Source organism: Marinitoga sp. 38H-ov, from assembly GCF_011057715.1.
In the GTDB taxonomy this organism is placed as follows: domain Bacteria; phylum Thermotogota; class Thermotogae; order Petrotogales; family Petrotogaceae; genus Marinitoga.
Genome location: NZ_LNGH01000027.1, coordinates 25,864 through 38,726 on the forward strand (window position 1 = coordinate 25,864; position 12,863 = coordinate 38,726).

11 protein-coding genes are annotated in these 12,863 nt (G+C 27.0%); 3 read left to right on the plus strand and 8 right to left on the minus strand.

Annotation, left to right across the window (positions count from 1 at the left end; genetic code table 11):
• Window positions 1-119: 119 nt before the first annotated feature.
• The 3 genes from AS160_RS08370 to AS160_RS08380 are packed head-to-tail and all read left to right on the plus strand — an operon-like array spanning window position 120 to window position 2,902.
• The gene (locus AS160_RS08370) at window positions 120-545 is read left to right on the plus strand and encodes a MarR family transcriptional regulator (RefSeq protein WP_165147653.1); all 426 of its coding nucleotides are present in this window, start codon (window positions 120-122) and stop codon (window positions 543-545) included.
• A gap of 5 nt (window positions 546-550) precedes the next feature.
• Window positions 551-1,534 (plus strand): NAD-dependent epimerase/dehydratase family protein, encoded by a 984-nt coding sequence (locus tag AS160_RS08375; protein ID WP_165147655.1) that lies wholly within the window; start codon window positions 551-553, stop codon window positions 1,532-1,534.
• 9 nt (window positions 1,535-1,543) lie between these two features.
• Entirely contained in the window at window positions 1,544-2,902 is a 1,359-nt protein-coding gene (locus tag AS160_RS08380; protein WP_165147657.1) for a hypothetical protein, read from the plus strand.
• Window positions 2,903-2,919: 17 nt separating this feature from the next.
• On the opposite strand, the gene AS160_RS11530 is transcribed toward AS160_RS08380, so the two are convergent.
• The 8 genes from AS160_RS11530 to AS160_RS08415 all read right to left on the minus strand — a co-directional run bounded on the left by AS160_RS11530 (window position 2,920) and on the right by AS160_RS08415 (window position 12,556).
• Window positions 2,920-3,048, minus strand: a complete 129-nt coding sequence (locus AS160_RS11530; RefSeq protein ID WP_277601301.1) for a hypothetical protein — start codon at window positions 3,046-3,048, stop codon at window positions 2,920-2,922.
• Between the two features lie 124 nt (window positions 3,049-3,172).
• Complete coding sequence (locus AS160_RS08385; RefSeq protein WP_165147659.1) at window positions 3,173-4,882, minus strand: S8 family peptidase; 1,710 nt, start codon at window positions 4,880-4,882, stop codon at window positions 3,173-3,175.
• A gap of 338 nt (window positions 4,883-5,220) precedes the next feature.
• Window positions 5,221-5,967: a DapH/DapD/GlmU-related protein gene (locus AS160_RS08390; RefSeq protein WP_165147662.1), complete on the minus strand. Its 747-nt coding sequence runs from the start codon at window positions 5,965-5,967 to the stop codon at window positions 5,221-5,223.
• On the minus strand, window positions 5,964-7,049 hold the full coding sequence (locus AS160_RS08395; protein WP_206528149.1) for a Gfo/Idh/MocA family oxidoreductase: 1,086 nt from the start codon (window positions 7,047-7,049) through the stop codon (window positions 5,964-5,966). Before AS160_RS08395 ends, AS160_RS08390 begins: the two co-directional genes overlap by 4 nt.
• 13 nt (window positions 7,050-7,062) lie before the next feature.
• The gene (locus tag AS160_RS08400; RefSeq protein WP_165147665.1) at window positions 7,063-8,367 is read right to left on the minus strand and encodes a nucleotide sugar dehydrogenase; all 1,305 of its coding nucleotides are present in this window, start codon (window positions 8,365-8,367) and stop codon (window positions 7,063-7,065) included.
• Between the two features lie 141 nt (window positions 8,368-8,508).
• The gene (locus AS160_RS08405) at window positions 8,509-10,164 is read right to left on the minus strand and encodes a nucleoside kinase (protein WP_165147667.1); all 1,656 of its coding nucleotides are present in this window, start codon (window positions 10,162-10,164) and stop codon (window positions 8,509-8,511) included.
• Between the two features lie 4 nt (window positions 10,165-10,168).
• Window positions 10,169-11,449, minus strand: coding sequence for an ArsB/NhaD family transporter (locus AS160_RS08410; protein WP_241244243.1), 1,281 nt, complete (start codon window positions 11,447-11,449; stop codon window positions 10,169-10,171).
• 129 nt (window positions 11,450-11,578) lie between these two features.
• Complete coding sequence (locus AS160_RS08415) at window positions 11,579-12,556, minus strand: thiamine ABC transporter substrate-binding protein (protein WP_165147671.1); 978 nt, start codon at window positions 12,554-12,556, stop codon at window positions 11,579-11,581.
• Window positions 12,557-12,863: the final 307 nt, after the last annotated feature.

Consider the following 12,863-nt stretch of genomic DNA (forward strand, 5'->3'; position numbering starts at 1 on the left):
CTCTTTTATATAATATTTTAACATAAAATAATTAAAAATCAAACATATTAAAATAGTTAAATTTTTGAACTATTTATTTTTTTAACAGTCTAAATAATTGACAATAAGGAGGGAATTATATGGAATTAGATTTCAAAAGCACTTTTGAAATAACTTTTGATTTTATATCAAACTTTACAAAAATAATATCAGATTATTCTGAAGCTGAACAATTAAAAACTTTAGAATTCTATATAGTGTTATACATTGGAATAAAAGGCCCTCAAAAAATGACTTCGTTAGCAGATCATTTTTCGACTACTAAAAGTAATATAACTAATATTATTGATAATTTAGAAAATAATAATTATGTAAAACGAATTAGAAGTACAGAAGACAGAAGAATTATATTAATTAAGTTAACGAAAAAAGGGGAAAGAGTATATAATGAAACATTAAAAAACTTTGAAATCATGTTTAATGACTTCATGTCAAAAGCATCTAAAGAGGATCTTGATATTATTTCAAATGGATTCTATAGGATTATTAAAATATATAAGGGGTGAATTATATGATTTTAATTACTGGGGCAACTGGACATATTGGAAATATCTTAGTAAAAAAATTATACGAAATGGGTGAAAAAATAAGGATTTTTGTTTTACCAAATGATGATACAAGTATCTTTGATGGAATGGATATAGATATTTATTATGGAGATATTAGAAATTACGAAGATCTAAAAAAAGCAAGTAAGGGAGTAGATTTAATTTATCATTTGGCTGCTATAATATCTATTTTACCATGGAAAGATGATTTAGTATATTCTATAAATATTGGTGGTGTTGAAAATATTATTAAAGCAATGAAAGAAAATAAGGTTGAAAAACTATTATATGTAAGTTCAGTTCATGCTTTTGCAGAAATTGAAAGAGGTGCAACAATAGATGAAAATACTCCTATTGATCCCAAAAAAATAACTGGAGCATATGGAAAATCAAAAGCTATTGCAACATTAAAGGTTTTAAATGCAGTAAAAAACAATGAAATTAATGCTACTATAATTTTTCCTTCGGGAATAATGGGACCATATGATTATAAAAATTCTGAAATAACAAAAGTTTTTAGAGATTATTTAAAAGGGAAAATCAAATATTCTATTGATGGCGCTTTTGATTTTGTTGATGTAAGAGATGTTGTAGATGGTATAATTAAAGCATCAAAAAAGAAGAATAAAAGATATATTTTAAGTGGTGAAAATATATCTATGCGTAAAATATTCTTCTATTTAAATCTAATAACTAAAAAAAATATAAAAGTTAAGTTTATCTCACCAATAAACTCATATATTATTTCCTATTTTACTTTGCTTAATTACCTTTCTTCAAAAGACAAAAATCTATCTTTTAGCCCATATAGCGTACAAGTATTACAAAAATTTTATAAATATTCTCATAAGAAAGCTGAAAAAGAATTAGGATATAGCCCAAGACCTATTTTCGAAACTATAAAAGATACTATCGAATGGAATTTATTAATAAAAAACAAATATTAGGAGGATTATATGCAACAAAAGAAGATCATTAATATTATTGAACACGGATATTATTCAAAACCAATAGTAAATTATATATTATCAACCACAAATAATAATACAATAAGATTTTTTTTATTACATCTTAAATATTTATGGAATAATGATATAGAAAAAGCTTATGAATACGCAGAAAAGGTTAACAACTTAACAGATAAAAAAATTTTAAGAGAATTAGCTAGATTGAATAAAATAGAAATTTTGATATTGAAAAATGATATCGATAATGCAAAAAAGGAATATACTATTATTAAAAAAAATCTTAAAAACCTTCCTCAATATGGTAGAAGAATAATTGTTCCAGGACTAAAACTTCTAGCCTCAAATTTTAATGAAAATAAATATGTTATAAGAAAATGGAGCAAAAAATACGAAAAAAATTACGCCGAAAAATGTGTAATTAAATATTCAGAAGCAAGAAAATACGCAAATTTAGGAGATAAAATAAAAGCATCACGACTTTTTTTAGATGGGTATAGATATGCTAAAAAATTTCCTCATCCAACAATGATGTATATAGGTTTAAATAATTCAGCATGGCAAATAAAAGATATGAATATAAAAAAAGCCACATATATTGTTAAACAATTAGAATATATTATGGGATATTATTTTGAAGATTTGTATAATATTATAAATGGATTTGATACATCTTTAAAAATAGAAAATATAAACAACTCTATTGATATAATTGATACAATAAATATAATAACACTTCTAAATATTAAAAATAAGATTTTAAACCATTCAAAAATAAATAAAATAAAAAAACAGTATAATTATTCAAAAATAAAAAAACAATATCTTGAATATAATTATGATATATTATTAAAGAGTTTTTTTAATAAAAATTATAAGGAAATTACATATGAATTATTTGCTACTTATTCCTCTCTAATCAAAAAACCAAAATTTAATTTAATAAATGCCATATATTTAGTTCAAAATAATAAAAAAAATGAAATTACAGAATTATTTAAAAAGAATATAATTTTCTTAAAAAACCTATTAGATCCACATCCTTTTTATAAAGCTAGAAAATTTTTAATTTTTCAATTATTAAAAAACGGGAGAAATATAAACGAATTAATTTCAATATATTCTAAATTATCATTGAAAGAAAAAATAATATTAGATATTTTCTTACGAAATCATATAAGATATGATATAAAATGGGAAATAAATCCAAAATGTAATAATAACCTGTTAATACAATTTTCTAAAAGATATAACTTTGGAAAAAAACGAAGTATTTTTGCATATTTCTATTTTGACGAAGAATATAGAGATCTATTAAATAATATATTAAAAAAATTCCCCCTTCAATAATATGAAGGGGGATTTGTTTAATATCTAACAGTAATTTGATGATCGGAAGTAATTCTAGTAGTATTTGTTTTACCTTTTTCATCTTCTCCTAACATAACTGTTGAAAATACCAAAATAGAAATAATAACAAAAAGTATCTTTTTCATAAAACCCCTCCTATCTATTTTAAAATAATGACTAATATATATTTATTTGGATAGAATAATATATACTTGCAGTACTATAATTTATATTAATTATATAGTAAAAGTGTATTAGATTTCACCATATTTAATTCTCTATATTTAAACTAATATCTATTGGACCATATGTTTTATTTGGATATAAATAATATGTTCCGTTGTATCCAAAATAATCTCCTGTATCTATAGTTCCATTATTATTATTATCTCTCCATGCACATATATAAGTTGTTTTATATGGTACAACTGAATTTAATGTATAACTTCCATTATTTACATATGCTATTTCACTACTTAAAACATATGTATTTTGGTAATAGTCATAACTTAATGCAAATACTTGAGTTTTAATTGTTGGATTTGGATCTGGGTTTGGATCTGGATTTGGATTACCACCTGTATAATTTAATGCCGCATATGCATCAATCAATCCATATCCATAATAGTCATCCTTACCACTAGTTCCTAAATCAACTGCAGTTGATATTAATACATTTCTAATTTCACTTGGTGAAGTTACACCATTAGCATAAACTAAAGCGGCTACTCCAGCAACATGTGGCGCTGCCATTGATGTTCCTTGTAAGAACATATAAGTATCTCCATTATTTGGAGTCCATGTTGTACTTAAAACTCCATCTGCATATCCATCACCATTTTGATCAACACTTGTATCCCCACCAGGTGCAGCTATATCAACTTCTGGCCCATAATTTGAATATGGAGCTCTTTGTAAATCATACCTTACAGAAGCTACAGCTATTGTTTCAGTATATTTTGCTGGATATGATACAGGACCATTTTCATTTCCAGCAGCACAAATAACAGTTACCCCATTATTATATGCATATTTTATTGCATCATGTAATATTTGAGAATTAGCTCCTCCACCTAAACTCATATTTATTATTTTTGCTCCATGATCAACAGCATATCTTACACCTGCTGCTACAGTATCTAATGAACCAGTTCCATCAGCACCTAATACTCTAACAGGCATTACTTTAATTCCATAACCGCCCCAATTGACTCCACTTACACCTACAGAATTATTTGTCATAGCCGCAATTGTACCTGCTACATGTGTTCCATGGCTAACATCTTGCGCAGGATCTGTAGGATCCGTATCATTATCAACATAATCATAACCTTGAATTAATACATCTTTTAAATCTGGATGTGTAAAGCTAACTCCTGTATCAACAACTGCTACAATAACATTTGCACTTTTAATTTTATCCCATGCTTGAGGTAATTTTATCTTATCATAATGCCATTGATAACTATAATAAGCATCATTTGGTATTGCTAAAGCTTTGTAAATGTAATTTGGTTCAATATATTTTATTCCTTCAATCTTCCTCAATTTATTTATATCAACTTCTCCTTTTACTTTTAAAACAGAAATTCCTTCTTTAAAAGTAATCTCTTTAGTAACATTTTTATTTGAGTCAAAACTTATATCTTTTTCTAAAGATACACTATCTTTGTATTTTTCTAATAAGTTTCTTAATCCATTTCCTTCATAATAAACTACATACTCTCCTTCTCTCCATTCTACTCCTGCAGATTTATTTAATTTTGTTGATACTAAATAAGGTGCTAAATCACCATTTGGCATCCTAACGCTACCATAAACCGATGCGTATCCTGTTGCTTTTTTCGAAACTGTAGCTATATCTTCTATTTTTTTACCTTCAATAAATTTTCCCAAATCTACATTTTTAGGATCGTCAGATAGTCTTGTACAACTCCAAAGCGTTAAAATCAATAAAATAAAAATAAGAACTTTCTTCATCTTACCCCTCCTTATAATTAATTCATTAATATTTTATCATTTTAGATATGGTTTTCAAGATTTATTTTTATCAACCAAAATCCTTTTATATAAACCATTTTAATTTATTAACTTAATGGTAATATTTTAAAAAATAAACTGTAATCATTTAAAATTATGAAAACATTTTAAATAGATTATTTTATTCTTAGCACATTCATTTCTAAAATATTACAATATATTTTGATTTGATTTCTAAAATGTTATTTTTTAGGTTATATGTAAATTGATATAAATATATTAGCATACTTATTAATGCATTATGAAAAAAATTAACCCCATCCATATATTGGATGGGGTTAATTATAATAACTTTGATTTTCAAGCAATTGATCTTCTGGAACATCTTTATATATTTTTGCTGGACTTCCTAAGACTATTTTTTTAGGAGGAACATTTTTTGTTACTACTGATCCTGCAGCCACTAATGCATCTTCACCTATTTCAATTCCTGGTAATATTGTCGAATTTGCACCCACTCTAGCTCCTTTTCTTAATGTAGCACCTTTAAAATATTTTTTTCTATCTTCAGTTCTACCTAAAAAATTGTCATTTGTAAATGTAACTTCTGGAGCTACAAAACAATAATCCTCTATAGTAGATAATGCTGTTATATATGCATTTGTCTCAATTTTTACTTTTTTCCCAATAGTAGTTTTGTTTTCAACAGCAACTCCTCTTCCTATAATTGTATATTCACCTATTTCTACATCTTCTCTAATACTTGCTAAATCACCAACAAAAACAAAATTATTTAATTTAGCACCCCTGTATATTACGCAATTAGCTCCTATTGTTACATATTCTCCAATAATTAAAGGTTCTAATTCTTTTTCTTGAGTTACAGCTGAATTTGTTGCTTTAAAAGGCACTTTACCTAAAACTGTATTATCAGCTATAATACTTCCTTTTTTTATAACTGTATCCTTTTTAATAACGACATTATTTCCTAATTTAACTCCTTCTTCTATAATTACATTTTCTTCTATCTCAATATTATGTCCTAATTCTACTGTATCATGAATCTTAGCATATTCAGAAATCATTTTTCCACCTTCTTAAAAAATCCTTTCATTTCTTCAGTTGAAAACTCAAAAGGAATTTTTACAGGTTTCCCTTCTTTTGCAGATTTATAAATTGCTAATACTATTTCTACAGCTCTTTTTCCATCTTCTCCAGAAACATATGGGTTTCTATCATTAACTATTGATTCATAGAAATCTCTATATAATGGAACATGACCCGCACCATATACTGTATCAGGATCAGGTAAATTTTGGAATGGATGCGAATCTTCGTTTTCAAATCTCCAAGTTTCTATTTTATTTACTGCAAGACCACCTATAACCACGGTCCCTTTTTCACCAAATACTGATAAAGTTTCTTCTAAATTTTTTGGATAAACATTAGCAGTTCCTTCGATTATCCCAACAGCACCATTTTTAAATTTAATTATAGCACTACCAAAATCCTCCGCTTCAATATATGGATGATTAAAATTCTCTATTCTTCCTGTTATTTCTTCTATTTCTCCAAAAGTCCATTGTAATAAATCTATACCATGAGTACATTGATTCATCAATGTTCCACCATCTAGATTCCAAGTTCCTCTCCAAGGCGCTTGCTCATAGTATGACTTATTTCTATTCCATCTTATAGAAATCTGACCATGCAACAAATTACCAAATTCTTTATTTTCTAATTTCTTTCTCATTTCTTGAATAGGTGGATTAAATCTATTTTGAAAACATACCCCTAATTTTAAATTCTTTTCTTTTGACAATTGAATCATATGATTCATATCTTTAGTTGACAATGCCATTGGTTTTTCAACTAAAACGTGTTTATTACTATTCATAGCATCTACTGATATTTGATAATGATATCCACTTTCTGTTGCTATTGATACCATATCAATATCTTCTCTTTTCAATACTTCATTATAATCTGTATATATTTCAGGTCTTTTTAATCCTGCATTTTCAATAATATTAGCTATATTTTCAGCTTTTTCTTTTACAGGATCAACAACTGCAACAAGATCAAATATCTCTTTATTTTTTATTATAGCTTCTGTATGTTTTTTTGTCGCAATTCTACCACATCCAATTAAAGCTAATCTAATCATCAGCACATCTCCTTTATAATAATATAACTTTCTCTTTATATTTTTCTATATTCTTAGTTTTATTCTTTGTATCAAATAAAAATGGAGCATGTTCTAACACAAATTCATAATCCACTTTTGAATGAGCTGTTGTTAAAACTACAGCATCAACACTTTCCAATAATTCTTTTGTTAATTCAACGCTCTTATATTCCTTTCCGTCATGTGAAAATTCTGAAATATATGGATCATGAATAATAATATTTGCTTGTTTCTTTTCTAAATGTTCAATAACCTTTAATGCAGGTGACTCTCTTAAATCATCAATATCATTTTTATATGCAACACCAAGTAATAATACTCTTGCTCCATTTAAACATTTCTTCCTATCATTAAGAATATCCTGAAGTCTTGAAACAACATATTCTGGCATTGCATCATTTATTTCGCCGGCCATTTCAATTAATCTAGTATGATAATCAACTGCTCTAGCCTTATATGTTAAATAAAATGGATCTATTGGAATACAATGTCCTCCTACACCTGGTCCTGGATAAAATGGCATAAATCCAAATGGTTTAGTTGCAGCAGCATCTATAACTTCCCATATATTAATTCCTAACTTTTTAGCAACTACCGCCATTTCGTTTATTAATGCAATATTTACTATTCTAAATGTATTTTCCAATATTTTAGCCATTTCTGCTTCTTTTGGCGAAGACACTTCAAAAACTTCAGCCTCTAAAACATTTTCATATAATGTTTTAGCATGTTTTGTACATTCTTTGGTTACTCCTCCTACAACCTTTGGAGTATTTTTTGTTTTAAATCTCAAATTACCAGGATCTACTCTTTCTGGCGAAAATGCCAAATAAAAATCTTTTCCTACTTTTAATCCCGTTTCTTCTAATATAGGCAACATTACTTCTTCTGTAGTTCCAGGATATGTTGTACTTTCTAATGTTATTAACATATCCTTATGTAATCTTTTTGCCACTTCTTTAGTAGAAGCTACAACATATTGTAAATCAGGTTGTTTAAATTTGTCTAAAGGTGTTGGAACACATATCATTACGGCATCACAATTTGCTAATTCATCAAAATTTGTTGTCGCCACAATTTTGCCTTCTTTTACTAATTCAGATAATTCTTCATTTACTACATCACCTATATAATTAATCCCCTTGTTAACCATTTCTACCTTCTTTTCTTGAACATCAAATCCTATAACATTATATCCAGCTTTAGCCTTTTCAACTGCTAAAGGTAATCCTACATATCCTAAACCTATAACTCCTATTTTTGCTGTTTTGTTTTGAATTTTTTCCATTAATGTCATACTCATCCCTCCGATATTTTAAATATATTTTATTTTTCATTCACTGAGTGAATTATATCATAATTATTTTTCTCTGTCAACAAAAAAAGTGCCTTTCGGCACTTAAATCATTTTTATAATTTATTCAATCTCTAAATAATATCAATATTCAAAAGCACTATTTCCTATAAATTCTCTTAAAACAGAAATTCTAGGAACTTCATGTATAGCAGGCAGCGGCAAGAAATAATCCAAAAATCTTAATAATCTTTTAGCTTCCGTATATTCAGGTAAAGTATTATCTATTTCTAATAATAACGGCTCTGCAAATAATTTTAATATAGGTAATTCATATATTAAATAAGAATTAAACATTATATCTGCTTCTTCTTGATATGGGAATATATTCTCTTCTTCACCTTTTCTAACTTCTGGCCACAATTGTAATGTCCTTAATGCTGTTGCGCCTCTAAAATTATAATCTCTAACTATTCTTCTAATAAGTCTTGTATCTGTAGTAGGAATTCTATTCATTTCATCTAAATTCATTTGAATTAATGCACTCACATACACTTTAAACTTTTGATCTCTTGGAATACTTTCTGTAAGTTTTTCATTTAAACCATGAATTCCTTCAATAATTATAGGTTGTTTTTTACCAACTTTAACCTTCTTTCCTGTCCATTCTCTTTTACCAGAAATAAAATTATAACGTGGTAATTCTACTTCTTTTCCTTCAATTAAATCCTTTAAGTTTTGATTTAATAAATCAAGATCTAAAGCTCTTAATGATTCTAGATCTTTTTTTCCATCCGGTGTTAATGGTATTTTTTCAAAATCAATATAATAATCATCAAGAGATATTTGTAATGGCTCTTTTCCGTGAACTTTTAGTTCAAGAGAAATTCTCTTTGCACTTGTTGTTTTTCCTGAAGATGATGGCCCAGCTAAACAAATTAATCTTACATTTTTCCTTTTTATTATTTCATCTGCAATATTAGCATATTTTTTTTCATGCAAAGCTTCAGAAATTCTTATTAATTCTCCGCTGGATTTTACTCCTTTTGCAATTAATGCATTTAATTCTCCAACATTTTTTATATTTAAAATGTCCAACCAATTTTTATATTCTATAAATGTTGCTGAAAGCTTTGGTAATGGATTAAACTCTGGAATATTATCAGGACTTTGTTCAGTAGGATGCAATAATACATATCCTTTATCATGTTTTATAATATCAAATTTATCTATATAACCAGTTGATGGTGGCATATATTCATAAAAATAATTTATGTACTTATCACATTTGTATACTTTAACAGTAGTCTTTTTTCTATATTTAAATAATAGTGCTTTATCATTTTCCCCTATACTTTCAAAATATTTTATAGCATCAAATTTACTTATTGTTATTTTTTCAAAAAGAAGGTTTTCGTCTATTATTTTTTTCATTTCTTCTTTTAATTTCTCAATATTTTTTTCATTATTTCTCATACCTTTTATTTCAAAATATAATCCTGGACCAATTGAATGATGAACAACTAAATCTATATTCTTATACATTCTCCTTAAAGCAATATACATTATGAAAAGCAAAGCTCGTCTATATATCCTCATTCCCTCACCAGATGTAATATCAACCGCTTTAGCATAACCATTATCTTGTACTTTTTTCCATAATTCCTTAATCTCATTATTAAAATTAATCGCGAGTATCTTGTATTTGTTGTGTTTCTGTAATTCATCCGCTATTTTAAAAAACTGTTCTCCCTTGCTTACCTTAATTTCCGAAAAATCAGTTTTTATAAGATATCCCATATAATCACCCCTTATATAAAATTAAAATGTATAAATATATTGATGATATTATAAGTCCTATAATTGCTATTAACATACCTTTTTTCATAAAAGTTAAAAAATCTACTTTTCTATTAAAATTATTCTCTATCATTCCTACAATAACCATATTAGAAGCTGCCCCGCTAATTGTTCCATTACCGCCAAAACTTGCACCTAATGCTAATGCCCACCATAATAATTCACTATTAGGAAAAGATCCTATTAATCTTTCAACTATTGGAATAAATATTGTAGCTACTGGAACTGCTCCCATAATGGAGGATAATAATCCGGATACCCATAAAACTATTAATAGTAGAATATATGAGTGAGAAGTAAAATTATATATCAAATTTGTTACATCTTCTATAACATGAACATCTTCTAGTGCTTTTACCAATGCAAAAAGTCCAACAAAGAAAAATAACGTATCCCATTCTATATCATGAGATATCTCATCAAAATCTTTTTTTGATATCAATAACATTATAGCTCCACCTGTTAATGCAATTAATGCCGCTTCATAATCTAAATATTCATGAATAAAAAAGCCAATTATTACTAAAACAAAAATAATCAAACCTTTTTTTAACAAATTATAATCTATAATAGCTTTTGCTGGATCTGCTTGCAATAATGATTCTAATTTCTCTTTTTTCACATTTTTTAATTCTCTATGCTTATATATAAAATAATAGATAGTCAAAATAAGTGCTATAATAGATGGAATTGACATAATTGTCAAAAATCTCAAAAAACTTACTCCTGAAGCACTACCTATTAAAATATTAGGAGGATCCCCTATCATAGTTGCAGTACCTCCAATATTTGCAGCAAAAATCATTGGGAATAAAAAAATTTCTGGCTTTATCTCTATCTCTTGACAAATATATATAATTACCGGTGAAAACAGAATTAAAGTAGTTACATTATCTAAAACACTTGATAAGAAAGCAACAACTAACATAGTAAATATAAATATAGATACTACATTACCTTTTGATTTTTTTACAATGTATATAGCAATACCTTGAAAAAGACCTGTAGTTTTTAATATTCCCACTATAACCATCATTCCAAACAAAATTCCAAGTGTATTAAAATCTATATATTCGCTAACATTAGCCACCTTTAAATTTTCAGAAACTTTTAATAACGATACTAATAATCCCATACTAAAAGCTATAACGGCTTTGTTACCCTTTCCAAAAATTATTAAATAATACGTCAAAAAGAAAATTAACAATGTCAAAATCTTCAACATCATATCCCCCCTGATAAATTAAATAATAGTAATAATAAATTATATAATAATTATACTCTAAATATAATAATTATACTCTAATAAAAAAACCTCCCAGTCGGGAGGTTGTATACTTAATATAATATTATTTTAATATAACATTATTTCTTCCCATTCTTCTAACCATTTTTCCATATTCTTATCAATTTCTTCAGGACTTACTGTAACTACTTTTTCAGGTATAATTGCATAGTTAAAAGCTTCTGGTAACTCTGTGTTAATTACAGGGAACATCCATTGATTTAAAGGAATTTCCTTTTGAAATTCATCAAATAATAAGAATTCTATAAACCTTTTTGCTAATTCTACATTTTTACTTCCTTTAACTATTCCAGCTCCTTCGATTTGAACATATGCCCCTTCTTCTGGAACAAAAGCCTTATACTTTGTAGAATTATAATAATAGTATGAATATGCTCCATCTGTTGCATAGCTAACCATCATAGGAGCTTCACCTGATTCAAATTTTGCAAAAGCTTCACTCCAACCAGGAGTTACAGTTAAAATTGCTGGCTTTAACCTTTTCCAAAAATCTTTCCATTGATCCTTATACACGCCTATTGTCCACAATAAAAATGCTTGTCCTGTAGAAGATGTTCTTGGATCTTGAATAATAAGTTTCTTATTCATCTTTGTTAAATCCTCAAAACTTTTTGGAACAACATCTAATTTCTCAGGATCATATACTATTGCTATTGCTCCATAATCATATGGTATCAAATGATATGTTTTATCATAGATTAGATCACTATTTTTTATTTTGTTAATATTTAAAGGTTTATACGGCATAATCAAATCTTCATTAATAGCAAGTACGGATAAAGATTGATCTAACCCTATTACAACATCTGCATTTGGATTTTTCTTTTCCATTTTTAATCTAGATAGCACATTTCCACCGTCACCTAATACCATAACATTAACTTCTACTCCATACATTTTTTCAAACTTCTGAATAGTTCCCTTCTTTATCCAATCTAAACTATCATATACATATACCGTTAAAGATTCTGCAAATACAAAAGAAATAAGAATAACAGTAATAATTAATAACAATGCCTTTCTCATATAATTACCTCCCTCGTGTATAATGTTTTCATATAATTAATAAATCTGATATTTATTTTTAAAAAAATAATTCTAACTCTGAGTTATTATATAACTAAAGTAATTCTGTCACCTCCTGCACTTAAGTGCCTTGAATAGTCTGACTAACTTTGGTATATAAGTTGAATTGCTACCGGAGAATGAGCTATAGCTCTTACATATAACGAGGCTCTTTTCTTATATACCCAGAGTTAGAATCTAATTCTGAAAGGTTGTGTTTCTATGTTGTTTGTTGGTATCGATGTTTCTAAAGATAAACTTGATTATT

Bases quoted from the DNA above. Each gene is read 5' to 3' on its own strand.
- AS160_RS08405 (WP_165147667.1), bottom strand. From the start codon at position 10,164: ATGGGATATCTTATAAAAACTGATTTTTCGGAAATTAAGGTAAGCAAG.
- AS160_RS08390 (WP_165147662.1), bottom strand. From the start codon at position 5,967: ATGATTTCTGAATATGCTAAGATTCATGATACAGTAGAATTAGGACAT.
- AS160_RS08375 (WP_165147655.1), top strand. From the start codon at position 551: ATGATTTTAATTACTGGGGCAACTGGACATATTGGAAATATCTTAGTA.
- AS160_RS08410 (WP_241244243.1), bottom strand. From the start codon at position 11,449: ATGTTGAAGATTTTGACATTGTTAATTTTCTTTTTGACGTATTATTTA.
- AS160_RS11530 (WP_277601301.1), bottom strand. From the start codon at position 3,048: ATGAAAAAGATACTTTTTGTTATTATTTCTATTTTGGTATTTTCAACA.
- AS160_RS08370 (WP_165147653.1), top strand. From the start codon at position 120: ATGGAATTAGATTTCAAAAGCACTTTTGAAATAACTTTTGATTTTATA.
- AS160_RS08415 (WP_165147671.1), bottom strand. From the start codon at position 12,556: ATGAGAAAGGCATTGTTATTAATTATTACTGTTATTCTTATTTCTTTT.
- AS160_RS08385 (WP_165147659.1), bottom strand. From the start codon at position 4,882: ATGAAGAAAGTTCTTATTTTTATTTTATTGATTTTAACGCTTTGGAGT.
- AS160_RS08400 (WP_165147665.1), bottom strand. From the start codon at position 8,367: ATGACATTAATGGAAAAAATTCAAAACAAAACAGCAAAAATAGGAGTT.
- AS160_RS08395 (WP_206528149.1), bottom strand. From the start codon at position 7,049: ATGATTAGATTAGCTTTAATTGGATGTGGTAGAATTGCGACAAAAAAA.
- AS160_RS08380 (WP_165147657.1), top strand. From the start codon at position 1,544: ATGCAACAAAAGAAGATCATTAATATTATTGAACACGGATATTATTCA.